Raw genomic sequence first — 25,338 nt, forward strand, 5'->3', positions numbered from 1 at the left:
TTCCCTATTTTGAAGGGGTTTCCATCTGGACGCGGTAGCCCAGCGGCATCAGGCTGACGCCTGTCCTTGTGGCGATCCAGCCCCAGAGCCCCTTGGGCAACAGCAGCGAGAACAGCAGCGCCGCCGCGCCAAGGCCGATCAGATACCAGACGCCGGTATCGGCGAACCAGGTTTCCGCAGCAAAGAAGATCAGCGCGCCAAGGATCGCGCCCTCGAACCGGCCCAAGCCGCCGACCAGCACCATGAAGATCATATAGGCCGTCCATTGCACGCTGAAGTAGGTCTTGGGCTGAAAGGCCGAGACCTGCGCCAGCCAGAGCGCCCCGGCGACGGCGGTGCCGAAGCCCGCGAGCACAAAGAACAGCCGCTTGGTGCGCATCGGGTTGACGCCGATGGAATCCGCCGCCTCCTCATTGTCGCGGATCGCCTGCATTGCCAGCCCCGAGGGCGTGCGCAGCACCGCGAACAGCAGCGCCAGCAGCCCCACCATGCCGATCAGCGCCGCCCAGAAGATCATCATCCGCCGGTCCGCGATGGCATAGGCGTTCAGTGAAATCAGCGAGGTGCCGGTTTCACCCTGGATCAGCGGGTCGAGATTGACGCAAAGATGCGCGATGGAGGCCAGCACCCACATGCCGATGGCGAACTCGCCCGCGCGAAGGTGCAGCATGAAAAGCGACAGCACCCAGGACAATCCGGCAATGATCCCGGCACCCAGCAGCATGGCGGTAAAGGGGTTGATCCCCGCATCGGCCAGCCGGATCGTCATGTAGGCACCGAGGCCGAAGAACAGCTGGTTGCCGATGGAGACCAGCCCGCCATAACCCGCCAGCGCGTTCCACATCGCGGCGAGGATCACATAGATGAACAGCACCGTCAGCCGTTCGATCACGCTGTCTGTGGCAAAGGTCGGGACCAGCGCGAGGATCAGGATCACCCCGGTGGCCAGGGCAAAGGCCAGCTTGGACTGCCAGGTCCAGCGGTGGATGGTCATTGTGCTGCTCCTTTCCGGGTAAGCCGCGCAATCTTTGCCAGTCGCAGCGGCGCCTTGCCCTTCAGCGCAAGGCGGATGAACAGGACGATAAGAAACGCCACATGGCCGCCCAGCAAGAAGCCCTGCGGGTGGATCTGTGCGCCGACAGATTGCGCCACGGCCAGAACGATGGCCCCGGCAAGCACGCCCCAAAGCGACCTTGCGCCGCCGATGATCGTCGCCTCGAAGGCGAACAAAAGCTGCGGCGCGCCGGCATAGGCGTCGAATGTGCCGCGCAGGCCAAGTGCTGCGCCGGAGACGGCGACGGTCATGGTGGCGAGTGCCGCAGCGATCCCGGCAGCGCGCCGCGCGTCCACCCCGACCAGCCCCGCGGTGTCAGGGTCGGTCGCGGTGGCACGGATCTGCCGGCCAAGGGCGGTGCGCTTCAGCAGCAGGTCCAGTCCGCCGATGATCACGATCACCGCGATCAGGATGTAGACCGGCAACTTGCCCACATAGATGCCCCCGGGCAGTTCGAAAGCCTCCCAGCTGAGGTCGCCGACGAAGGGCGAGAGCGACCGCGTGTCAGCGCCGAACTGCTGGAACAGCAGGTTGTCCAGCACGATGGCGAGGCCAAAAGTGGACAGCACCGGCAACAGTTCACCCCCACGCACTGCACGTTCCAGCACCAGCCGTTGCAGCAACCAGCCTGCCACGCCCATAACCGGTACAACCGCCAGCAAAGCGATGAAGGGCGACATGTCGAAACTGTCCGAAAGGCTCCAGACCGCATAGGCGCTGACCACGGCCAGCGAACCATGGGCGAGGTTGATGACCCGCATGACCTGGAACATGAAGGCCAGCCCGCAGGCAATGAGGGCGTAATAGCCGCCCAAAAGGACGGCCTGGATCAGGATATTGGTCATGCGTGTTCCCCCTGCGGAGCGGTGCCGAAATAGGCCGCCGTGATCGCCTCGCGGGTGGTCGCACCCATCGGACTGTCGAGCACCACATGCCCTTCGAGCATGCAGACCACCCGGTCCGCCACGGCCATGGCGCGCGAGAGGTCCTGCTCAACGAGAATGATTGTCGTGCCCGTCGTCATCAGCCCTTCGAGCGAGGCATAGACCTGATCGACCACCAGCGGCGACAGCCCGAGGCTGACCTCGTCGAGGATCAGCACATCGGGGTTCGACATCAGCGCCCGCCCGATGGCCGTTGCCTGTTGTTCACCGCCCGACATGGTGCCGGTTGCGGCATGGCGGCGTTTGACGAGGTTGGGGAAGGTTTCAAAGATGCGCTCGACCGTCCAGTCGCCCATCCGGCCCACGGTGCGGCCCAGCTTGAGGTTTTCTTCCACCGTCATGTCGAGGAACAGCTTGCGCCCCTCGGGGACCAGCGCCAGCCCGGAGGCCACGCGCAGATGGCTGGGCATATGGGTGATGTCTGTGCCGCTCAGGTGGACGGTTCCGGCCTTGACCGGGTTGGCCCCGGCCAGCGCCCTCAAAAGCGTGGTTTTGCCTGCGCCATTGGCGCCAACGATGGCAAGGATCTCTCCCTGTTCGACGTTGAAGCTCACATCGCGCACGGCGCGGAACTGGCCATAGCGCACATCAAGGTCGGTGACGCGCAGAATGCTCATGCCGGGGCCCCCCCGAGATAGGCCGAGACGACCTGCGCGTCGGACATGACCTTTTCCGGGGCTCCCTCGGCGATGATGCGGCCCGCGTCCATGCAGACCAGCCGTTCGGCCACCTGCAAAAGGATGCGCACGATATGTTCGATCCAGACAATGCCGATGCCGCGCGCGCGCAGGGAGCGGATCGTGTCCACCAGCTCGGAGGCTTCGGCATCTGTCAGCCCGCCGCCGATCTCGTCCAGCAGCAGCAGGCGCGGCGAGGTGGCCAGTGCGCGGGCCAGCTCCAGCCGCTTGCGGTCGAGCAGACCGACGCTTTCCGCCGGTCGGTTGGCCACTGGCAACATGCCGCAGACATCCAGCGCGTCCAGCGCCAGGTCATAGGCCTCACCCTTGCGCCGCGATCCGGCATGGGTCGCGGCGACCAGGACGTTCTCAAAGATGGTGATCCCCGAGAACGGCTTGGGGATCTGATGCGTGCGCACCAGCCCCATGGCCGCCCGGTCGCGCGCGGGCAGGGCGCTCACGTCATCGCCGTTGAGCTGGATCGTGCCCTTCGTGAGACGGGTGGCACCGGCCAGGACGCCCAGCAGGGTGGACTTGCCCGCACCGTTCGGCCCGATGATGCCCACCGCCTCATTCGAGGTCAGCGAGAAATCGATTCCGTTCAGCACGGGCAGTGCCCCAAAGGACTTGTGGATGCCCGTGCCCGTGAGCCGGGCTTCCTGTCCGGCCTGTGCCACCGCCCCGCTCATTCGTTATAGGGCGCGAGCTGGGAAGTGATCGGGACATTCGGATCGGTCGCGTTGTTGACCAGAACGTAATCCAGATCGAACGGACCTTCCTTTGTCTTCACCCATTGCGAGCCGAGGATCGGGCCATGGGCCACGTTGGGCACCGGGCCGGAGGTGAAATCGACCTTGCCGCCGATGGTTTCCACGTTCAGCGTTGCGATGGCATCGCGCAGGGCTTCCTTGGACTTCGGATCGCTCGCGGCCTTCAGCGCGAGAATGCCCGCATCCAGAAGCGATAGCGTCGCGCCAAGCTGCTGGGTCCATTGTTCGCCGCTCTGGGCTTCCCAACCGTCAGCCAGTTCGTGACCTGTCTGGCCGGTGACGGGTGAGGCATAGGGGAAGTCGCGGTGCCAATAGGCGGCCGAGGCCATGCCTTCGGCGAGCGAGCCCATCGCCTCCATCTCGGAGGGGAAAAGGCCGGTCTTGGCGGTCTGCATGATCTTGATCTGGCGCGCCAGCCCCTGTTGGGCCGCCTGACGCCAGAAGGCGGCGAAATCGGGCGGGATCGGGAAGGAGTTGATGATCTCGACCCCCTCGGATTTGAACAGCGCGATCTGGGTCGAATAATCGGTGGTGCCGGTCTCATATGCGCCGGGATCGACGATGGTGTAGCCTGCCTCGGCCAGTTGCGGTGCCAGGACCGCGCGCACGGCATTTCCGTCGGCGTCGTTGGGATACATTACCCCGACTTTCTTGTTGGTCTCGATCTGCGGCCAGGTCGACGTATAGGTCTTGAAAATCTCGCCCACGCCAAAGCCGAAGTGATAGGTCCATTTGAACGGGGAGGGCTCTCCCGGCTTGGCGCCACGGCCAAAGTACCAGGCCTCCCAGGGCATGACGGTGGAAAGGCAGGGCACGCCCGCCGCCTCGCAGGCGTCCGATACCGGGTTGATCACCTCGGGGGTAGAGACGGCCAGCATCAGGTCGACGCCCTCGTTGATCAGCTCCTTGGCCAACTGCGCGGCGCGGGCCGGGTCGGACTGGGTGTCACGGTCGAGGATCTCGACGGTATAGCTCTTGCCCGCGACCTCGATGCCATCGGTCAGGGCGGCGCGGACCTGTTCCAGCACGTAACCGTCGGTCTTGCCGAAGCCCGCCAGCGGCCCTGTGCGGGGGCTGACAAAGCCGATGCGGATGGTGTCGGCATCCTGCGCCAGCGCCCCACGGGCGGACAGGACAAGCGTGGTTGAGGCCAGAAGGCCGGAGAACTGACGTCGGTTCAATTTGATATGTGTCATGATCGTTTCCCTGTTGGTTTACCCTTTGATGGGCATTGATTTTCCCGGTTTCCGGGTATGGCCGACGCCCGCGTCACCACTGGATCGGCGGGCGTCAGTTGGGCCCTGTCAGCCGTCGCATCGCCCGGGGAGAACGGCGCGAAACAGGAGACTGACAGGGCCTGGCCAACGCGGGGGCCTAGACCTCTGCCGCGTCCTCGTAGGGGACCGGCGTGAAAGCACCGGTTCCGTTCCGTTCTTCCATCACGTTGCGTTTCTCGCGGTTGACCACCAGCTTCAGCACATCGGGCCGCGCGTAATGGCCCGCCGGATCAGCGGCCCCCTTTGCAATGGCCAGCATAGCCGGATCGAGATCGGCGTAGAGAATGCCTTCCTCGTCTTCCGCCAGCGGCTCGCAGAGCGGGCGACCGTCCGGGCCGAAGATCTGGGCAAAGCCGCCGCCGGGCTTCGAGGTGCGCGGGTTCAGCAGATGCGCCTTTTCGGCGCTGTCCCCGGCGACCCGGTCGATCATCTCCTGGCTGACGATGGCGCAGGCGGCCAGAACATAGCAGGACCCTTCCACCGCATAGACCTGCGAGGCGGCGTTGTTCACTTCCGGCCCCAGCGCATAGGCAAGGTCACGGTAAACGCAGAAGCTGGGCCATCCGGCAACATGGACTTCCTCGTGCTGTGCATACATCGACATCTTGACCAGTGGCTGCACGTGTTCCCAGCAGTTCAGCGCGCCGAGGCGGCCAATCTGGCTGTCGACCACCATCAGGTCCGATCCGTCGCCTTCGCCAAAGATCGTGCGTTCCACATGGGTCGGCTTGAGCTTGCGGCGATTGAGCAGAATGGTGCCATCCTCGCCGATGATGACCTGGCTCATGTAGCGGCTGCCGCCCGCGCGTTCGGAATAGCCCATGACCATGGTGATCGCATTGTCATGGCAGATCTGCTGCAGACGTTTCATCTGGGGCGAACCTGCCGCCATGCTGTTTTCATGGTACTCGGGCAGGAAACCGACACCCTCGGCGGGTGCACCGGTCCAGATCCACCAGGGGTAGCCCGGCAGCCATGTCTCGGGGAACGCAATCAGTTTGGCCCCGGCGCGGGCCGCTTCTGCGGTAAGGTCCCCGGCCTTCTCGATCGAAGCGTCGAGATTCAGAAAGACAGGAGCGGCCTGCACACAGGCGGCCTTGAACGGTTTCATCAATATATCCTTCCTTGTTGGCATCGTCCGCCGACGTGCGGCGGGCCGTCACTTCTGGCGCTCTTTTGCTGGTTGAGGCCTTGCCGGACATCTCTGCACAACTTGTGGATCGCGACTTTGCGTGCGACGACAAATCGTTTGACTTTGGACGCCACAGGCAGATCATGCTGCATGAATTCTGACGGGGAGGGAGATCTTGCGCGGCAATTCGACAGAATCCCGGCGCGTCTGGGAGACGTGGCGCTCGCAACTCTGGTCGCGGTTTGTCCGGCTTGAAAGCTCTTCCAGCGACGAGGATTTCTTTGGCCATGTCAGCGCGGCGGTGCCCGGGTCCAACCGGCTTTCCACCGTTCATTCCACCACTCAGATCACGGAACGGACGCAAGCCAATCTGCGTCGCGATCCACATGATGACATGCTTTTCGCGTTCCAGATCGAGGGGCACGGTTTTATCGAACAGGATGGAAGGCAGGCGCGGCTCGATCCGGGTGACTTCGGTTGCTACATGACGGACCGGCCATATCGCCTCGCGTTCGACAGCCCGTTCCGGCAGGTCATCCTGCGACTGCCCCGGCACAGGCTGGCGGATCATTTGCCATGTCTCAGCCAGGAGACAGCCAGACGGTTCGACGGCAAGGCCAAGGCAGGGTTGATCGCGGCGGGCTTCATACGACAGATGACGGAACAGGGCGGCAGCCTGACAGATGCGGATCTTGCGGGCATGGAAACGGTCACGGCACAGATGCTGGCAACCGCGATCCGGCAACGCACCGAAATGCAGGGCGACGCCCAGACAAGCCGCCTGGAACGGGTGAAGCGGTGTCTCAGGGATCAGCTGCGCGATCCCGATCTCGATTTTGCGCATGTGGCGGCGGCCGAGGGGATGAGCCTGCGCACCCTGCAACGCCTGTTCCAGCTTGATGGGGTTTCGCCGTCTCAATGGGTGGCGGAGCAACGGCTGAAACAGGTGGCGCAGATCCTGCGGGACCCGGCACAGGCGAAAAGGTCGATCACGGACGTTGCCCTGTCATGTGGTTTCGGAGATCTTTCCCATTTCAGCCGGACATTCCGGCAGCGCTACGGCACCAGCGCCAGAAACTGGCGGAACCTGAGCTGACAGGCCGGGGCCTCTTGGCCCCCTTTTCATGGAAAACAGCGATTCGGATTTGTGACATTGGCTGTCGGTCACCGTCGCCGGTCCTCCGAACTCCCTGCCGCGGTTATACCGTGTTGATATAGGTGGAGCGTTCCTGGGCTGCACTAGAAGGAAACCGGAATGACCGCTGCGTGCAGTGAAGAAGCCGCGCGGCGCTGACCCTCTGACAGAATTGTCCGGGGCAGAAGGTTCCGGTGGAGGAGCGCACATGACCACAAATCGTTCAATCAGGATCGGTGCGGGGTGTTCGATCGACATGACGCTGTCCTTGCCACAGATGGTGCGCAAGGGAGAGGTCGATTACATCGTGATCGACTTCATGACCGAAGTCGCAGTCTCGAAGATGAAGGCCCGCGATATGGCGGAGCCGGGGCGCGGGTTCGGTATCGACCTGATCGGGCCGGAGCTTGAGCGTGAATTCAAGCAGATGCTGGACAAGGGAATTCGCCTTGTCACCAATGCGGGCGGCCTGCAACCTCACGCCTGTGCCGAGGCGCTCAAAGCGATGGCTGAGGGGCTTGGGTTGTCGCCGAAGATCGCGGTTGTCGATGGTGACAACGTCCTCCCGCAGATTGCGGATGGCAAGGAATCCTTCGATGACATGTTCACCGGCAAACCGGTCCCGCATGATCTGATCAGCGCCAATGCCTACCTCGGCGCCTGGCCGGTTGCGCAGGCGCTGGCGACGGGTGCCGATATCGTGGTGACCGGGCGCGTCGTCGACTCGGCCCTGATCGTGGGGCCATTGATCCACGAATTCGGCTGGAAGATGGAGGATTACGACCGCCTCGCAGGGGGTGTCCTGATCGGGCACCTGCTGGAATGCGGGGCGCAGCCCTCTGGCGGTATTTTCAGCGATTGGCGCGAGGTCGACTGGGCCGACATGAGTTTTCCCATCGCAGATTGTCTCGCCGATGGCACGGCGGTGTTCAGCAAGGTTGCGGGGACAGGGGGGCAGATATCGACCGGCAGTCTGGCCGAGCAGATCCTCTACGAGATCGGCGATCCTCAGGCCTATGCCATGCCGGAAGTGACCTGCGATTTCAGCAATGTTCAGCTGGAGGTGCTGGCCGAGGATCAGGTCCGGGTCTGGGGCGCGAGGGGCCAACCGCCGTCGGGTAAATACAAGGTATTCGCCCTGAGCGATGACGGCTGGCAGGGCGTCTTTTCGGGTGTCACAACAGGACGCAGCGCGGCTGAAATGGCGCAGAAGACGGGCGAGGCCATTCTGTCGCGCTGTCAAACGCTGTTGCGGGATCGCAATCTGGGGAACTGGACCGCCGCGGCCTCCGAGGTGATCGGCGCCGGGGCAAGCTACGGGGCGCAGCGGCCTAAGGATATGGACACCCGCGAGGCGGTGTTCCGGGTGGTTATGGACCATGCCGACCGGGCCGGCGCGGAGCTTTTGACCCGCGTCGCCGGGGCATCGCTGGCCTCCATGGCGCCGGGCACATCCAACCGGCTTGGCGCTCCGGTTGTCAGCCGCAAGATGCGTATGAGCGCCTTTTTGATGGACGCGGCAAGGGTTCCAGCCCGGATCACGGCAGCGGGTGAGACCGTGAGCGTGCCCCCGGTTCTGCCGTCGGCACCGTTCCGGCGGGAGATGCTTGCACCGAATGCGCCGCTGCCAAAGGCCGGTGATATTGCCGCTACGGTTGAGGTGCCTTTGAGCACGCTGGCGTGGATGCGCTCTGGCGACAAGGGGGACAAGGTCAATATCGGTGTGATCGCCCGCGATCCTGATTTTGTGCCCCATATCAACGCCGGGCTTACAGAAGAGGCCGTTGCCACATGGTTTGTTCATATCCTCGCGGACCCGTCCAACCCGAAAGTCCGGAAATACGAGCTGCCAGGCCTTCATGCCTTCAACTTCCTGATCGACGAGGCGCTGGACGGCGGCGCGGTGGCCTCGCTTCGCTTTGACGCGATGGGCCGGGGGCTGGCGCACCAGCTGGCTGATTTCCCGGTTCTTGTGCCCACCGCCCTTGCCGCGGCAATGCAAGGTAATGCCCCGTGAAATCGCGGTAAAGTGGGCGTGTCCCGCTTTGGAGTCATGCCGACTGGGTATATCGGCATTTCTGTCGATAGGGCCCCAAATTCCCTGCTGCTAGCGTTTTATCAGATACCGACGGAGGATTTGAGGTGACGGCCAATCAAACACCTGTTTCGCTGATCGGGCTTCCGTATCACTGCGGCGACCGTGGTCGTGTTCCGGGTAACGCAATGGCGGTGGGCCCCGAAGTTTTGATGCAGGACGAACATGCGCCCGCCGCCCTGCGCGCCGTATTTTCCGACGTCGACTGCCACATGATCGAAAACGCGGAGCGCGCCAATGACGCGGAGAATGGCGGTGACTATCGCACGATCCCCGTGGGCGATCAGATGGGCCGGATTCTGGTGCAGAACATCCGCCTTGCCGCTGTGGTGAGCGACGCCATAAGCCAGGGCAGAATACCCATCGTGACAGCGGGCACCTGTTCGGCCTGTTTCGGCATGGTCGGTGGCGTCGGTGTCGCCGAAGGGCCGATTGGCATGATCTGGTTCGATGCCCATGCCGATGCGGAAACGCCCGATACCTCCTCCAACGGGTTTATCGAAGGCATGCTGACCTCGACCATTGCGGGCCATTGCTGGCCGCGTTACCGGCAGCGGGTGCCCGGTTTTCGTGAGATCCCCGAAGAGCGCATCATCTCGGTCGGCATTCACGAGAAATATGCCGAAGGCGGCCGTACCGGCGGCGCGCGTGCGATGGGCACCATCATCGACCCTCCGGTCATTCAGAAACTGGGCTTTGAGGCAGCGCTGGGTCACGCGCTGGACGTGCTCAGCACCCGGTGCAGTCAGGTCTATGTCCACATCGACAACGATTGCATGGACCCGAGCGTCCTGCGGTCAAGCAGGCATTGCGCCGATGGCGGCCTGACGGATGGGCAGGTGGCGACGGGTCTGGACATGATCGCAAAGAGGTTCCGGATCCTTGCCTGCTGCTTCACCGCCTTTGACCCCGATGTCGATCCGCGCGGCCCTTCGGTGATCGCGCCGCTGATGGTGAAGGCGGCAGAGGCGGCCGCCAGAAGCATCAGCAAGACTTCATGAACGATAATGCCAACAAGGGAAAAACCATGACTTACGCAAAAAACGGAACCGGCCCCAGCCGCCGCAGGGTACTTGGCGGGATCGGGACATTCGCGATGGGTACGGCGCTGGGTGCCGGCCTGTCCCTGCCTGCCTTTGCGCAGGATGCCAACACGCTGCGCGTCGCAGCAAATGGCAGCACCAGCGATTCCCTCGACCCGCACCGCACGCGTGCCCAGATCACCGACATCATCCGTTTCACCAACCTTTTTGACGGATTGTGCGACTATGCGCCCGATGCGACGGTCGTGAACGTCCTGGCCGAGAGCTTCATGCCCAATGCGGATGCCACCGAATGGAAGGTCAAGATCGTGTCCGGTGTGACCACCCATGCGGGCGAACCCTTTACCGCCGAAGATGTCGTCTATTCTGTCAAACGGATGCTGGACCCGGACAACCCGACCCGGGGCGCATCGCTGATCAGCTTCATCGATGCTGAAAATGTCGAAGCCCTGGACGATCTGACCGTGGTCTTCCGGCTGAAAAAACCCTACGGGCCGTTCCGGGACATCTGGGCCAACCGCTATCTGCGCATGGTGCCACGCGGTTTCGACCCTGAAACGGCTGTCGGAACCGGGCCCTTCAAGCTCACGTCATTCACGCCGGGGCGCGAATCCGAATTTGCCCGGTTCGATGATTATTTCCGTGGCCCTGCCAAGGTCGAACAGTTGGTGGTCGTCAATGTGGCGGACGCGACCGCATCGATGAACGCGCTGCGTGGTGGCCAGGTCGATATGGTCTACAACGTGCCGATCAGCGAGGCGCGCATCATCGAGGCCGATCCGGCCCTGTCGCTGGTCAACAATCCCAGCAGCCTGTCGATCCCGATCTATATGCGCACCGATGTCGCGCCCTTCGACGACCCCCGCGTGCGCGAGGCGATCCGTCTGATCGCAAACCGAGAGCAGATGGTGGCAATTGCCTTGTCGGGATACGGTGAAGTCGGCAACGACATGCAGGGCCGCACAATTGCACCCTGCGGCGATACGGATGTGCCGCAGCGGACGCCAAACATCGAGCGAGCGATAGAGCTTCTTGCAGAGGCAGGCCAGTCCGATCTGGATGTCGAGATCGCGACGACTTCGGGCACCAGCGGCATGGTTGAATGTGCGCAAATCCTGTCCGAACAGGCCCGTGCGGCCGGTATCAACATCCGCGCCAATGTGATGGACGAAGCCTCCTATATCGCGAACTACGGCAACTGGACCTTCGGTGTGGATTTCCTGTCAGATACCTACCTTCCCGTCGCCGCGCGCAGCCTCATGCCGGGCGGATCCTCCAACAACACCCATTGGCATGACGAAGAGTTCATCGACCTGTTCGAACAGGCAACTGCGACATCGGACGAGGCCGAACGCTGCAACTTGATTCAGGAAATGCGCCGGATCGAATATGAACGCGGCGGCAACATCATCTGGGGGTTCTCGAACACGCTGAACGCGACCGGGGCCCATGTGCAGGGTGTCGAAACCTACGTCAGCGGCTCACCGTTCTATCACCTGAGGCTTGTGTCGAAGGCATGAGTGACCAGACAAGAAACCTCCTGCGCGGTTCGAACCGCGCAGGTGCCACCCTGCGCATGATTGCCAGGCGCCTTGCCAGCAGTGTGCTATTGCTGTGCATCATGTCGGTGCTTGTCTTTGCAGCGACACAGGCCCTTCCGGGCGACATTGCACAGATGGTGCTGGGCCGGGATTCCACACCGGAACAGGTGGACCGGCTGCGCAGCGCGCTCAACCTCGACGCGCCGGTCTGGCGGCAATACCTGATCTGGGCCGGCAATCTCTTGCAGGGCGATTTCGGTGTGTCCTTCGTGTCGCGCCAGCCGGTCTTCGATATTCTGCAGACGCGGCTGTCCAATACGGTTGTGGTTGTCCTGTTGTCCTTCCTGATCTCGTTTCCCCTGTCGCTGGTGCTGGGCGTCTATACCGCCGTGAATGCAGACCGAGTCTCGGACCGGGTGATCCTGTTCTTCGGCATCGCACTGAATGCCATGCTCGAATTCGTGCTGGCCCTGCTGCTGGTCCTGCTGCTCAGCGTGCAGGTGTTTCATATTTTTCCCGGTGTCGCCCTGCTGAGCCCGGGAGTTTCGATCTGGATGCAGCTGCCCAAGATCGCTCTGCCGGTCCTGACGCTGGCGCTGCTGCAGGCCTCCTATTTTTACCGTCTGGTCCGCGCGACGATGATCGACGTTCTGGCCAGCGATTACGTTGAATTCGCACGGCTCAAGGGTATGCCCCGGCGCAATGTGCTGTGGCGCCAGGCGGTGCCCAACGCGCTGGTCCCGGCGGTGCAGGCGGCCGGGACGATCTTTGCCATCTCGTTCGGGGGCGTGGTGGTGATCGAATATGTCTTTGCCTTTCCCGGTCTTGGCACGGCACTGGCCGATGCGGTCGGCGCGCGGGACATCAAGGTGGTGCAGGCGATCACGCTGACCATCGCGCTGATCTTCTTCGCCACCAATATCGTGACCGACCTGATCACCATGGCCCTGACACCGCCGGGCCGGGGAGGGGTACGATGAACAAGTCTCGTCACGGATACATTGTTCAGATCGCAAGCAACCGGCTGGCGCAGGTGGGCTTTGCGCTGATCTTGCTTGTTGCTGCTATCGCCTTCATCGGGCCATTGGTATCGCCGCATACACATTCGGAATTTGTTGGCGCCCCCTACGGCCTGCCGACCGAGGGCGCACCGCTTGGCACCGACAATCTGGGACGCGACGTGCTGTCGCGCGTCATGCATGGTGGCCAGGATCTGGTCTGGATGGCCTTTTGCGCCACCTTGCTGGGCCTTGCGCTTGGCACGGCGATGGGGCTCTCCGCCGCCTTCTTCAAGGGCTGGACGGAAACCGTCCTGATGCGGGTGGTCGAGCTGAAACTCGCATTCCCAAGCATCGTTTTCGCCCTGCTCTTTGTCACCATGCTTGGCCCCGGCAAGGGGCTGCTGACCATTGTGGTCGGCGTCTCGCAGGCACCCAGCGTGGCGCGGGTGATGCGCGGGGTGGCAATGGATGTGGTGCGGCAGGAATACGTGCAATGGGCGCGGTCCGTCGGCATGCGTGCCTGGCGTGTGCTCTGGGCCGAGGTGCTGCCCAACACGACCTCGCCGCTGCTGGTGGAGTTCGGTCTGCGGATGATGTGGTCGATCTCGCTTCTGGCCGGTCTGAGTTTTCTCGGCTACGGCATTCAGCCGCCGGCCGCCGATTGGGGCCTCATGGTGAACGAGAACCGCAACGCCCTGTCGGTGCAGCCCTTCGCCGTTCTGGCCCCCATCGTGCTGATTGCGCTGTTTTCCATTGGCTGCAATCTCTTTGCCGAAGGGGTGACCCGCGCGATCGGCCGGACCGGAGGGACCGAATGAGTGAAACCGTAAATCTGCGGGACCTCCGGGTAGAGACCCGCAAAGGCCTTCCCATCGTCGAAGAGATCGGCTTTTCCATCGCACCCGGCAAGGTGCTGGGGCTGGTGGGCGAAAGCGGTTCCGGCAAAAGCACCATCGGCAAGGCGCTTTTGGGTTACGCCGCGCCGGGCCTGCGCATCGCCAGGGGCAGTTTCAACGTCGAAGGGACCGATCTGCTGGCGCTGGGGGGCGAAGCACGCCGCCGGGCGCGCGGGCCGGTCGTCGCTTATGTCCCACAGGACGCATCCAGCGCCCTGAACCCGGCGATCCCGATCCTGCGGCAGATGACCGAAAGGCTGCGCACCGGGCAGGACCGGCTATCGGCCTCTGATGCGCGTCAGCGCGTCTGTGAAACACTGGAACGTGTGGGCCTGCCGACCGACGCGGGCTTTCTTGCACGCTACCCCGGCGAACTCTCGGGTGGTCAGTTGCAGCGGGTTGGTCTCACGGTTTCCATCGTGTCGCATCCACGCCTGCTTGTCCTCGATGAACCTACAACCGCTCTTGACGTCTCGACACGGGCCAGTGTTCTGGACCTCGTCGCGCAGCTCAATCGCGATCTGAACATGAGCAGCCTTTATATCTCCCATGACCTTGGCGTGATCTCGGCGGTGGCCGACGATGTGATGGTGCTCTACGCGGGACAGGTGGTCGAAACCGCTCCGCGTGACCGTTTCTTTGAGGCTCCGGCGCATCCCTATTCCCGCGCATTGCTTCAAGCCATGCCAACCACGCGAAGACGCAAGGCCCTGCACGGGATACCGGGGCGTGTGCCTGTGCTGGCCGAGCGGCCGGCAATCCCCGGTTGCCTCTTTGCAGATCGCTGCGACCTGGTGCAGCCCGCTTGCCGCAAAGCGCTTCCCTCTCTCGTGCCGCATGGCGAAGGCCGGCTGCGCTGCATCCGCGGCGCTGTGGTGCCGCACCCTGTAGCGGCTGAGGTGTTGCGCGACCGCCCCCCGGCGGCTGCCAAGCCTGTACTGGAAGTGTCCGGGCTTTCCGCCGGGTATTCCGGCAATCAGGTGCTCCACGACATTTCTTTCCGGGTCGAGCCCGGTACATGCACGGCTCTGGTGGGCGAATCCGGTAGTGGCAAATCAACCCTGTCGCGTTGCCTGATCGGGCTTCACGGCAGCTTCGATGGCGAGGTCCGGTTCAACGGAACGCCGGTGCCGCCGACCATCCGCCAGCGGCCGGGCTGGATGCACCGCGACATGCAATATGTGTTCCAGAACCCTTACGGGTCGCTTCACCCCCGGCGCACGGTTGGCGACAGTATCGGAGCAGCGCTGCGGATTGCGGGTGGGCGGCGAAACGGATCGGTTCGGGATGCAGTGGGGGACGCGCTGGAGCAGGTGGCGATGCCGCCGCAGCTGGCTGACCGCTTCCCCTCAGAGCTTTCGGGAGGGGAACGTCAGCGGGTGGCCATCGCCCGTGCCCTGGTCTGCAAACCCAGCCTGCTGATCTGCGACGAGGTCACTTCGGCGCTGGATGTGTCGGTTCAGGCCTCGATCCTGGAACTGTTGCATGATCTGATGCGCGGTGACCTTTCGCTCCTGTTTGTCACCCACGACCTGGGAGTCGTCCGCACAATCGCGGGCCGGGTGATCGTGCTGAACGAAGGCCGCATTGTGGAAGAGGGCGCAGCGGCAGATGTCATTGGCGCGCCGCAGCACACCTATACAAGATCGCTTCTGGATCGGGTGCTGGAAGTCGCCTGAGCCGGGCTACCGTTAAGCGCCGCCTTGTCAGGGGTGCAGCACAACAAGCTCCGGCTCGAACGGGGTCAGTGTTTCCACCCCGTCGGAGGTGATGCAGATCGTCATGCTGCAGCAGGCGCAACCCACCCCCGGCTGGTAGAGCGCGGGCACGAGGTGAAAACACATGCCCGGCTCCAGCAGTGTCTGGTTGCCCGGGCGGATGCTGGCCACGTTTTCCTCACTCCAATCCGGTGCAAAGTTGATGCCGACCCCATAGGCCGCGCGCACCGGAAACATACGGGCGTAACCGAGCCGGGCGATGGTCTCGCGGACAACGGCGTCGGCGTCATGGCAGCTCATGCCGGGCCCGATCCTTTCGAGCCCGGCGAGAAGCCCCGCGCGGGAGGCGTCATGCAGCCGGCAGATGTCATCGCCGGGCGGCCCGATGACCGACACCCGGAACAGCGGCGCGCTATAGCGGGCAACCGGTGGGGCCAGTTCCGTGTTGATGATTGTGCCGGGCCGCAAGGGGGCCATCGTCCAGGTGCTATGTGCCAGGGCAGAGCGCGGGCCCGAACAGACGAAAGGCTCCAGCGAAAAGGGCTCTGCTCCGGCGCGGATGGCGTGGCCGATCAGATCGGCGGCCAGGTCCGCTTCGGTCGCGCCCTGCAGAAGGCCGTCAAGGGCTGCGCGCGTGGCCTCTGCCGCGATCTGTCCGGACCGGCGCATATAGGTCAGTTCGGCCGCCGACTTCACGGCGCGCATCGGCTCGATCAGGTCGGCGGCATTGACGACCTCGCGCCCGGGCAGAGCGGCGGCGATCTGCGTCATGCCCCGTGGCGGGATGACCGCTTTGGCCAGTTCGAAGCCGATCCGCGTGCCGTGCGGCGCAATGCGTTCAATCGCCTCTCCCACGGCGGCATAGGGGTCCTGATCATCGGCAATCTCTGCGCCGATCTCATGCCGGTCGCCGGACCAATCCGCTTCGATCAACGCCTTGACGTTGCTCATGTCGGTTTTCCGGCCAATCCAGAAGACATTGCCATCAGCAGAGACGAGCGCCCCGAAGGTCCCTTTCAAAACGCCGATCGGGAAACCGGTGACGTAATAGTAGTTGCAGGGATCCATGAGCAGGATGAAGTCGAGCCTGCGCCGCGCCATTTCCTCGATCAGGCGTTGCCCGCGGTGGTCAATTTCACACTTTTCGAAATGCTGAGGTATCATGAGCCCGAGGCACCGTCCGGATGGTTCGCCCCAGATTAACCGCCACCCGGCGGAGGGCCTATCGGCAGAACTACCGAGAGGCGCAGAGATTTGATGGCACCGGCCCGAAAGGTCTTCCAACCCGCTGCATGGCAACGGAAAACAAAAGTTTGACCGGACGCGGACCCGCAGAGCACGCGTTAGCGCGACCTGATGGTGTCATTCCGCCGATCTCGACCTGGCACTGCATGTGCCAGAGGTGACATCACCAACCTTGGTGTCGGGAACAGCGGTGGCAGGCTGAAATTCCGTGCATTTCATATGCGGCGTTAGAGTGCTTTCAGCAGCCCGATTCCCTGTGCTAGAGAGATTGCCCGGCTGTCGCCTGCCACGGGGACGTCGCGTTCGCCTGCGTAGATCAGCAGCTTTCGGCTGGCCTTGATATCTTCCGCGCCGGTGTGGAAACCGCGCGAGACCTTCGGTGCCGTGGTGCGTTTGATCTCTATGGCCCAGATGTCGCCATCCGGCAGTCGCAGCACCAGATCAAGCTCGGCGCCGGCAGAGGTGCGATAGAAGAAGGGTTCAGTGCCGGCAGGTGCTGCGGCCAGAAGCGCTTCGATGCAGAACCCCTCCCAACTGCCGCCGACGACAGGATGCCCGAGCAAGCCCTCGGTCGTACCAATACCCAGCAGGGCATGCACGATCCCGCTGTCCCGCACATAGACCTTCGGAGATTTCACCAGGCGCTTTCCGACATTTTCATGCCAGGGCTGCAGACGCCGCACCAGCATGAGATCAACGAGCAGGTCGAGGTAACGACCAACGGTCTGGCCGGAAACACCAAGCCCCTCAGCAAGGGCCGCAGCATTCAGCAGGCCGCCTTGCACATGCGCCAGCATGGTCCAGAAGCGCCGCAAGGTTGCCGCCGGAATACGCGGCCCGAGGGCCGGGATGTCACGTTCCAGGTATGTGCGCAGGAAATCCAGACGCCAGTCCATGCTGGCCTGATCGCTAGGGGCCAGGAAACTGTCAGGAAAGCCGCCACGCAGCCAGAGCGTATTCAACTGATCGGCCCCGACCTCGGGAAGCTGCAAAGGCGGCATCTCGATATACCGGACACGTCCGGCGAGGGATTCTGCCGATTGTTGCAACAGGACATTGGAGGCTGATCCCAGAAGCAGGAACTGTCCCGTCCGGAAACCGGCCCGCCTGCGCTGGTCGATCTGGCCACGCAGGCTCTTGAAGAGGCCGGGCATCTGCTGCACTTCGTCGAGGATGACGAGTTTTCCCGCCTGCTCATCCAGATAGAGATCCGGTTCGGTCAGGATTTGCCTGTCTGCCTCACGTTCAAGATCGAGGTAGACTGATGGTTGCTCCGATGCGATGTCGAGAGCAAGCGTGGTTTTCCCGACCTGCCGGGGGCCAAGGAGGACAACAGCGGCTTGGTTCTCCAGCGCGGATTGCACAATTTGATGGGTCTGGCGTGTATACATACCTTGCAATTACTCCATGTGGTGGAAGATTTGCAAGGTTATTTGTGATGCGGTTATCGCTATCTCGCCGAGGAAGCGCATTTTATGGCCCCGGTCAGGCAGGGCGTCGTTCAGGCGTTGATGTATCTGTCTTGTCGCGCCAACCACGCTTTACCCGTGCGATTCCGCCTGAAGCATACGCTTCGATGAAATCGACCGATTGACGGGACCGACGTATATTGCCCATATGTCACCAGCGGTGATATTTCCCAGATCAAGAATATCGCAAACCCGCGATCACAGAGAAACATATTTGGCGGAAGGTCCAGGGATGAAAGCTGATATAGTTGTTCTGGAGGGGCGTGTCCTGACCATGGATCGGGATCACCCCAGAGCAGAGGCTGTTGCCGTTTCGGACGGCAAGATCATTGCGGTCGGGTCCAACACCGAAATTGAAATCCTGATCGGGCCGGAGACCAAAGTCATCTCTGCGCGCGGGGGTACGGTTCTTCCCGGCTTTATCGAATCCCATATGCATCTTTTCGGCGGGGCATCGCAGCTGTCATATCTTGATCTGACAGGTCTGTTCGGCTTCGAAAACGTGGCTGAAGCGGTCAGAGCTTATGCCGCGGCAAATCCGGATGCCAGGCTGCTGACCGGCAAGATGGCGAGCTATACGATGCTGGGGGAGGGGACCCGGCTGGACCGGCATCATCTGGACCGTATTCTGCCGGATCGGCCGCTTGCTTTCGTCTCCTTCGACAATCACACGATGTGGGGCAATACGCTTGCCCTTGAAAAGGCAGGATTGCTGCAGGGCCTTGAGGTCAGCCCGGGCAATGCGGTTGTCATGGGCGATGATGGCCTCGCGAATGGCGAGCTTAATGAAGCCGAAGCCTACAATCCGCTCCTCAGGTTCGGTGGTCTCGATCGCGGCATGCTTGGCATGACCACCGGCGGTGAACCTGACCCGAAGCCGACCAAGGATGAATTCGCATCCGACGTGAGAATGGTGAAGGACGCGCTGAAATGGTGCGCTCAGCATGGGATCACATCTATCCACAATATGGATGGCAACTTTTATACCTTCGAGATCCTTGAGAAAATCCAGCGCGATGGCGATCTGTTGTGCCGGGTGAAGGTGCCGTTCCATTACAAGAATTTCATGAAACTGGACGACCTTGAAAAGGCATCGACCATGACCGCGCGCTATGACACCGAATGGCTGTCCAGCGGGCTGGTGAAGATGTTCTATGACGGGGTTCTGGACGGTCACACAGCCTATATGCTGGACGGATATGGCGATCAGCCGGACTTTCAGGGCGAGCCGTTGTTCACTCAGGAACAGTTCAACGAGGTCGCCATCGAGGCCGACAGGCGCGGATTGCAAATTGCCGTCCATGCCATCGGAAGCGGTGCAGTCCGGTCCGTCCTGAACGGCTATGAAGCGGCGGCCGACGCCAACGGGACCAGGGACAGCCGGCATCGTCTGGAACATATCGAGGTGATCGATCCCGATGACCTGCCGCGCATTGCAGGTCTGGGTGCCATCGCCTCGGTTCAGCCACCCCATCCGCCGGGTATGATGGGCACGCCGTTGGAGCCTACGCTCACAGTGGTTGGGCAGGAACGTCTGCCGTATTTCTACGCCTTCCGCGCCTTCAAGGAGTCAGGGGCGCATGTTGTCTTTGCGTCCGATTGGCCCGTTGCCGACCTGAACGTGATGCGCGGGGTGCACGCCGCCATGACGCGTGAACCCTATCTACCGCATCTGCCGGATCAGCGGTTTACGCTTCACGAGGCGCTTTACAGTTACACGGTTGAAGGCGCCTATGCCGAACATGCCGAGGATATCAAAGGCAGGCTTCAGGTTGGCATGCTTGCCGATATCGTTGTGCTTTCGGCTGATATTGAAGCTGTCCCAACCGACGATATTCCGCAGATGACGCCCATCGCAACGATATGCGGCGGGAAGGTCACTTATGAGGCGGCACAGTAAGCTTTCACTGCGCGCCGCCGCCGCGATCAGCTTTCTGATGATGCAGGATCAAGGGGCGCGAACCAGCGTGCGGCAATCTCCTCCGCGCTCGGGCGGTTGATCAGCAGGGGCGTGATCGTCATTTCGTTTACCGCGTCAATGCCCGGAAAGAAGGCATCGTCGTTGCCACTGCCCAGGGGGTCGTGGCCCTGCGTCCGGTATACCGCAAGACCATGCGTGGCCAGAATGACATAACCTGCGATGCGCTTTGGATCGCCATCGGCGATCAACCCGGCGGACTGGCAATCGACGATGCAGTCCAGCAGGGTCGTCAGGGCCTGCTGATTGTGCTGAATTCGGCTGCTGCGTTCCAGATCCTCGTCGCCGCGTTCGGAAAACATCAACGAGAAGAACCCCTTGTTGTTCAGGGCAAAGCGAATGTAGGCGACGCCAAGCGCCTTGAGCTTTTCCATCGGGTCGCCCTGCGCTTTTTCCAGCTCTTCGTTCTGGCAGGCGGCCAGCCTGGCGAATCCTTCTGCGGTCAGCGCATCGAGCAATGCGGCCTTATCCGCGAAGTGGCGATAGGCCGAGGCATGCGAGACGCCAAGCGCGCGCTCCAGCTCGCGCAGCGAAAAATGGGGCCCGTCGCGCTGATCGATAAGTGTCAGGGCCGTCTCCAGCAACGCATTGCGTAAGTCTTTGTGATGATACCCCTTTTTGCGCAATTCTTTGGGCGCTGCGGGTGTCGCTGGTTTGTTCACGGCTGCTTCTTTCCGGACATAAAAGGCGCTCCGTTTTTAACATGCGACAGCCCCGTTTCACAAGCGTTGCTGGCCCGCAATGCGACGGGTTCAGCGATGACGCTTGACAAAAACAGATCGCTTGATCTTAATATCACCACTGGTGACATTTCCGCAAGAGGAGGCGGATTTGAGCATGATGTTGAAAGTCGAAAGTGCCGGAACATCACGCCGGTATGCCCTCCCGAAACCTATTCAATCGTCCACAGGCAAGGCCCATCCATGACTGCATTCCTACAAAAAGCCCCACATCAGTGGACCGCCGTCGAGACCGTCGCGGCATTGAAGGCCCGCAAGATCGGCGCGCTTGAACTGCTTGAACATTGTCTGGACCGCCGCGCCCGTCTTGATGGCGAGGTGAATGCGGTGGTCGAGATCCGGGCAGAGGCCGCACGCGAGGCAGCCAGGGCGGCGGATGCCTCCGACGCCTCCAGCCCGCTTGCCGGGTTGCCGATGACCATCAAGGAAACCTACGAAGTCGAAGGTTTTCACACCACCGCCGGGATGCCGGAACTGAAGGATTACGTCTCGACCGGGGACGCCGTGACGGTGCAAAGCCTGCGCGGGGCCGGTGCGGTAATCTGGGGAAAGACAAATGTGCCGGTCGCCGCCTCCGATCATCAAAGCTACAATCCCCTGCACGGGGTCTGCCGCAACCCCTGGGACACGTCGCGCACGGTCGGCGGGTCCTCGGGCGGCGCGGCTGCTGCGCTGGCGGCGGGGTACACGGCGCTGGAGCTGGGCAGCGACATCGGCGGTTCAATCCGCATTCCCGCGCATTTCTGCCGGGTCTGGGGGCACAAGCCCACCTATGGCATCGTCCCCGCACGCGGCCACGTGCCGCCGCCGGGTGCTTTGGCGGATTCTCCGCTGTCGGTCTGCGGTCCTATGGGGCGCTCCGGGGCGGATCTTGAACTGGGGCTTGACCTGCTTGCCGGGGGAATGCCGGACAGTGGCTGGGTCCTGAACCTTCGCAAACCTCGACACGAGACGCTGGCAGACTATCGCGTTGCCGTCTGGACCGGCGACAATCCGGTCGATCCCGCCTATGCCGCCGCGATCACCGCTTATGCCGATGCTTTGGCGGACCAGGGCGTTCAGGTCACGCGCCTCGATACAATGCCCGCGCCGCTGATCGGCAATGACGATCTCTATATTGCACTGCTCTTTGCCACGATCGGCTCCGGCGTGCCCCGGGCCGAGCTTGGTGCCTATGCCGCCGCAGCCGCAGGCCACCCGGACGGCAGCCTGCCCAAACGGGTGGCCCGGGCAACCCGGTCCAGTCTGGCCGACTTCGCCGGTCTGGTCGAACGGCAAGAAAGGGTGCGAGAGGCCTGGCGCGCCTGGTTTGCGGATTTCGACATCCTTCTCTGCCCGGTCAGCATGACCGTCGCCTTTCCGCATCAGACCGAAGACGGGCACGGCCCGGTGCCGCAAATGTCACGCGTGCTCGACGTGGGCGGCGAGACTCGGCCCTATATGGAAAACCTCTATTGGCCTGGCATCGCGACACTGGGGCATCTGCCCGCAACTGTGCGCCCCTTGCCCGATCCGGTACGCGGCATGCCCGCCGGCGTACAGGCCATCGGCGCGGAATACGCAGACCGCACGACGATGCGCTTCACTGCGCTGTGCGACGAGATTTTCGGCGGCTTTGTCCCGCCACCAGGTTTCGCCTGATCGGGGCGGTTTCCTCTGTTCGCTTCACCCGGAAAGCGCCGCGGCGCAAGACACAACGAAAGGAAGACGAGATGACTAAGTTCCCAGGACTCCTGGCAGCAGCGATGATGATGACACCGCTCGCGGCGCAGGCCGACACAACCATTGTGTTCAACAACTTTCTCGGGCCGACCGACGGGCTCTACACCGATATCATTCAGCCCTGGCTCAGCGATATCGAGGCCGAGACCGAAGGCCGGGTAACGTTCCATGTCCCGGAGGCCTCGCTCGCGCCGCCGCCGGAACTGCTGACCATGGTGCAGCAGGGCATCGCGGACGGGGGGTTCATCATGACGGGCTTTCTGGAAGGTTCGAACCCGCTCTTGCAGATTTCCCTGCTGCCTTCGGTGAACGCCAGCGCTATGGCCGGTTCGATTGCCTCCTGGCGCACCTATGAAAACCACCTGTCGCAGGTGGAAACCCTGGAAGGCGTCGAATTGCTGGGCCTTCTGACCCTCTCGCCGGGGAGCTTCTATTCGATGAATGACACCGAGTTCGACGATATCTCGGACTTCCAGGGGGTGAAATTCTGGGCGCTTCCCGGCCTGGCGTCGCGGTCGTTGTCGGCATTGGGTGCCGTGGTGTCGCCGGGCCCCGCGGTGCGCATGTACGAGGTGATTTCCGGCGGTGTGGTCGACGCATACTGCTGTCTCGATTTTTCCGGCCTTGCCGCCTTCAACGTCACGCAATTTACCAAATCCGCCACCGAACTGCCCAATGGCCTGTATTCCGGGTCCTTTGCATTCTACATCGGCAGCGACATCTGGGATACGATCTCGCCCGAAGACCAGGCGATCATTCGCGGCCTGTCGGGCGAGGCGCTTGCCCGCCGCATGATCATCTCGGAGGCCGAGGGCGAAGCGGACCGCGCAGCCTTCATCGCCTCGGGCGGCAAGGTCCATCAGGCCTCTGACGAGTTGATCGCGGCCCTGGCCGACGCCTGGGCTCCGATCTATCAGGACTGGACCGATGCGGCGGATGCGGCCGGGATCGATGGCGCAGCGGCACTTGCCTATTACCGCGAGCAGGTTGCCCTGATCGCTGCCGGCAACTGAGGGAAACAGGGCGATGTTCGCAAGGGCCTGGACCTGGGTAGAACGCATTCTGGAAGTGATCATGGCGACCTTCCTTCTGGCCATGGCGCTGATCACGGCCGCCGATGTGGTGGGGCGCTACTTTTTCAGCGCCCCTCTGCCGGGCGGCTATGAGATCGTTCAATACCTCATGGCGCTGTCGGTTTTCGCGGCATTGCCCCTGACCACGCGCGCGGAGGGGCACCTGACCATCTCACTGCTGACCGACCGCATGGGTGGTCGCGCGCGGCGCCTGCACCGCGTGATCATGTTGTTCATCATCACCCTGATGCTGGCCTTTCTGGCCTGGCGCATGGGTGTCCAGGCGGATCATCTCGCACGCGGTGCGGCACTTTCGGGCTCGCTGGGCATTCCCCTGGCACAGGTTGCCTATGCGATGACGGTTCTCGCCTGGCTCGCGGCCGCAGTGTCGGCCGTGCTGGTGGTACAGGCGATTGGCGGCAAACCACCGGCGCAAGCCAAGCCCGAGGAGGCGGTAGAATGATCCTGTCATTGATTGGTTTTGTGGTGTTGCTGGCGCTGGCTTTTGTCGGCGTACCGCTGGGCTTTTCGCTGATCTTGGTGGGCGTGGTCGGCTTTGCCATTGCCCGCGCTGACATGGTCGGCCAGGCGCTGATCTGGTGGGGGGACGGCGGGCTGGAGGTCAACGCCCGCGCCTTCAACGCGGCCTTTTCCATGGCAGGACAGCAGATGTTCGATGTCTCGACCAACTACGGGATGACGGTGATTCCGCTTTTTGTTCTGATGGGCGCCTTTATCCACCGCAGCCAGCTGAGCCAGGATCTCTACGAGGCTGCAAATGCCTTTCTCGGCCACCGCCGGGGCGGGATGGCGATGGGCACCGTGGCTGCCTGCGCTGGCTTCGCCGCTGTCTGTGGCTCCTCCATCGCCACCGCTGCAACGATCTCGAAGGTCGCGATGCCTTCCATGCGCCGCTTCGGCTATCGGGATTCCCTGTCCACCGGGTCAATCGCCGCGGGCGGCACATTGGGCATCCTGATCCCGCCTTCGGTGCCGATGGTGCTTTATGGCATCCTTGCGGAAACGGACATTGCCGATCTTTTCATGGCGGGTATCCTGCCGGGCCTGCTGCTGACAGTGATGTTTTTCTTCACCATCGGCATGACCACCATGATTGACCCGACCGCCGGCCCAAGCGCGGAGCGCGTCCCGATGGTCGAACGGTTTCGGCTGGTGCTCAAGGTCTGGGGCATCGTGGTGATCTTTGTCGTGATCATCGGCGGCATCTACATGGGCATCTTCACCGCCACCGAGGCCGCCGGGGTCGGTGTCATCTTTGCCGCGCTCTTTGCGATGTTTCGCAAGCGGCTGACATGGCGCAGCCTGTGGGAAAGCCTGGTCGAGACCGGGATTACCACCGGCATGATCTTTATCGTGGCGATCGGCGCATTGATCTTTTCGAATTTCGTGAACATCGCCGGATTCACGCGCGCAATGACGGATGTGCTGGCCTTCTATGACCTCAGCCCCTTTCAGGTCGTCCTGTGCATCGTCCTGGCCTATCTGGCGATGGGCTGCGTGTTCGACAGCATCGCCATGCTGACGTTGACGGTTCCGGTGGTCGCCGCGATCCTCAAGCCAATGGGCGTGGACATGGTCTGGTTCGGCATCGTCGCGGTCATCGCAATCGAGCTGGGGCTGATCACGCCGCCGGTCGGGATCAACGTCTTTGTCGTCAAGGCGGCAACAACGGGGATCAGTGTCTGGACCATCTTCCGCGGCGTGATGCCCTTTGTCGGGGCGATGCTGGTGCTGCTCGGGCTGGTGCTGGCCTTCCCGTCCATCGCCACCTTGGTGCCTTCGCTCATGGGGCGCTAGTATCGATGTA

General features: G+C 62.6%; 21 protein-coding genes. 12 read left to right on the top strand and 9 right to left on the bottom strand.

Translation table 11 applies throughout. The features are described 5' to 3' along the window. Positions 1-4 precede the first annotated feature (4 nt). The 6 genes from O4H53_RS13885 to O4H53_RS13910 all read right to left on the bottom strand — a co-directional run bounded on the left by O4H53_RS13885 (position 5) and on the right by O4H53_RS13910 (position 5,833). Positions 5-994 carry a branched-chain amino acid ABC transporter permease gene (locus O4H53_RS13885; RefSeq protein ID WP_269364576.1) on the bottom strand — a complete coding sequence of 330 codons (990 nt, stop codon included), beginning with the start codon at positions 992-994 and terminating at the stop codon, positions 5-7. Beyond that, positions 991-1,899, bottom strand: a complete 909-nt coding sequence (locus O4H53_RS13890) for a branched-chain amino acid ABC transporter permease (RefSeq protein ID WP_269364578.1) — start codon at positions 1,897-1,899, stop codon at positions 991-993. The genes O4H53_RS13885 and O4H53_RS13890 overlap by 4 nt, the downstream gene beginning before the upstream one ends. Beyond that, a complete protein-coding gene (locus O4H53_RS13895) occupies positions 1,896-2,615 on the bottom strand; it encodes an ABC transporter ATP-binding protein (RefSeq protein ID WP_269364580.1) in 720 nt (239 codons plus the stop codon). The genes O4H53_RS13890 and O4H53_RS13895 overlap by 4 nt, the downstream gene beginning before the upstream one ends. Then, positions 2,612-3,364 carry an ABC transporter ATP-binding protein gene (locus tag O4H53_RS13900; RefSeq protein ID WP_269364582.1) on the bottom strand — a complete coding sequence of 251 codons (753 nt, stop codon included), beginning with the start codon at positions 3,362-3,364 and terminating at the stop codon, positions 2,612-2,614. The genes O4H53_RS13895 and O4H53_RS13900 overlap by 4 nt, the downstream gene beginning before the upstream one ends. Then, positions 3,361-4,641, bottom strand: a complete 1,281-nt coding sequence (locus O4H53_RS13905; RefSeq protein WP_269364583.1) for an ABC transporter substrate-binding protein — start codon at positions 4,639-4,641, stop codon at positions 3,361-3,363. Before O4H53_RS13905 ends, O4H53_RS13900 begins: the two co-directional genes overlap by 4 nt. Before the next feature lie 178 nt (positions 4,642-4,819). After that, complete coding sequence (locus O4H53_RS13910; protein WP_269364585.1) at positions 4,820-5,833, bottom strand: carbon-nitrogen hydrolase family protein; 1,014 nt, start codon at positions 5,831-5,833, stop codon at positions 4,820-4,822. A 196-nt stretch (positions 5,834-6,029) separates the two neighbouring features. Here O4H53_RS13910 and O4H53_RS13915 point away from each other — a divergent pair, with 196 nt between their 5' ends. From O4H53_RS13915 to O4H53_RS13945, 7 genes are all read left to right on the top strand, one after another. Then, positions 6,030-6,950 (top strand): helix-turn-helix domain-containing protein, encoded by a 921-nt coding sequence (locus tag O4H53_RS13915; RefSeq protein ID WP_269364587.1) that lies wholly within the window; start codon positions 6,030-6,032, stop codon positions 6,948-6,950. Between the two features lie 247 nt (positions 6,951-7,197). Next, positions 7,198-9,006, top strand: coding sequence for an acyclic terpene utilization AtuA family protein (locus O4H53_RS13920; RefSeq protein WP_269364589.1), 1,809 nt, complete (start codon positions 7,198-7,200; stop codon positions 9,004-9,006). A gap of 125 nt (positions 9,007-9,131) precedes the next feature. Continuing rightward, positions 9,132-10,085 carry an arginase family protein gene (locus tag O4H53_RS13925; protein ID WP_269364591.1) on the top strand — a complete coding sequence of 318 codons (954 nt, stop codon included), beginning with the start codon at positions 9,132-9,134 and terminating at the stop codon, positions 10,083-10,085. 26 nt (positions 10,086-10,111) lie between these two features. After that, positions 10,112-11,647, top strand: coding sequence for an ABC transporter substrate-binding protein (locus O4H53_RS13930; RefSeq protein WP_269364593.1), 1,536 nt, complete (start codon positions 10,112-10,114; stop codon positions 11,645-11,647). Next, entirely contained in the window at positions 11,644-12,648 is a 1,005-nt protein-coding gene (locus tag O4H53_RS13935; protein ID WP_269364595.1) for an ABC transporter permease, read from the top strand. The genes O4H53_RS13930 and O4H53_RS13935 overlap by 4 nt, the downstream gene beginning before the upstream one ends. Next, positions 12,645-13,487, top strand: coding sequence for an ABC transporter permease (locus O4H53_RS13940; protein ID WP_269364597.1), 843 nt, complete (start codon positions 12,645-12,647; stop codon positions 13,485-13,487). The genes O4H53_RS13935 and O4H53_RS13940 overlap by 4 nt, the downstream gene beginning before the upstream one ends. Further along, positions 13,484-15,244, top strand: a complete 1,761-nt coding sequence (locus tag O4H53_RS13945) for an ABC transporter ATP-binding protein (protein WP_269364598.1) — start codon at positions 13,484-13,486, stop codon at positions 15,242-15,244. Before O4H53_RS13940 ends, O4H53_RS13945 begins: the two co-directional genes overlap by 4 nt. A gap of 27 nt (positions 15,245-15,271) precedes the next feature. Here the strand turns inward: O4H53_RS13945 and O4H53_RS13950 are convergent, their stop codons facing one another. Both O4H53_RS13950 and O4H53_RS13955 read right to left on the bottom strand, forming a co-directional pair. Continuing rightward, a complete protein-coding gene (locus tag O4H53_RS13950) occupies positions 15,272-16,447 on the bottom strand; it encodes a M24 family metallopeptidase (RefSeq protein WP_269364599.1) in 1,176 nt (391 codons plus the stop codon). 308 nt (positions 16,448-16,755) lie between these two features. Further along, on the bottom strand, positions 16,756-17,919 hold the full coding sequence (locus O4H53_RS13955; protein WP_269364600.1) for an ATP-binding protein: 1,164 nt from the start codon (positions 17,917-17,919) through the stop codon (positions 16,756-16,758). 310 nt (positions 17,920-18,229) lie between these two features. On the opposite strand from O4H53_RS13955, the gene O4H53_RS13960 reads away from it, so the two are divergent. Next, a complete protein-coding gene (locus O4H53_RS13960; protein ID WP_269364601.1) occupies positions 18,230-19,897 on the top strand; it encodes an amidohydrolase in 1,668 nt (555 codons plus the stop codon). 26 nt (positions 19,898-19,923) lie between these two features. Here O4H53_RS13960 and O4H53_RS13965 read toward each other — a convergent pair whose 3' ends face one another. Continuing rightward, complete coding sequence (locus tag O4H53_RS13965) at positions 19,924-20,637, bottom strand: TetR/AcrR family transcriptional regulator (RefSeq protein WP_269364602.1); 714 nt, start codon at positions 20,635-20,637, stop codon at positions 19,924-19,926. A gap of 261 nt (positions 20,638-20,898) precedes the next feature. Here O4H53_RS13965 and O4H53_RS13970 point away from each other — a divergent pair, with 261 nt between their 5' ends. The 4 genes from O4H53_RS13970 (at position 20,899) to O4H53_RS13985 (ending at position 25,328) form a co-directional block, all read left to right on the top strand. Continuing rightward, a complete protein-coding gene (locus O4H53_RS13970; protein WP_269364604.1) occupies positions 20,899-22,356 on the top strand; it encodes an amidase family protein in 1,458 nt (485 codons plus the stop codon). 71 nt (positions 22,357-22,427) lie between these two features. After that, positions 22,428-23,450 (top strand): hypothetical protein, encoded by a 1,023-nt coding sequence (locus O4H53_RS13975; protein WP_269364605.1) that lies wholly within the window; start codon positions 22,428-22,430, stop codon positions 23,448-23,450. A 13-nt stretch (positions 23,451-23,463) separates the two neighbouring features. Then, positions 23,464-23,973, top strand: a complete 510-nt coding sequence (locus O4H53_RS13980; RefSeq protein ID WP_269364607.1) for a TRAP transporter small permease — start codon at positions 23,464-23,466, stop codon at positions 23,971-23,973. Next, a complete protein-coding gene (locus tag O4H53_RS13985; RefSeq protein ID WP_269364608.1) occupies positions 23,970-25,328 on the top strand; it encodes a TRAP transporter large permease in 1,359 nt (452 codons plus the stop codon). Before O4H53_RS13980 ends, O4H53_RS13985 begins: the two co-directional genes overlap by 4 nt. Positions 25,329-25,338 lie beyond the last annotated feature (10 nt).

The sequence above is a fragment of the Sulfitobacter sp. G21635-S1 genome, from assembly GCF_027213915.1.
Classification (GTDB): Bacteria; Pseudomonadota; Alphaproteobacteria; order Rhodobacterales; family Rhodobacteraceae; genus Sulfitobacter.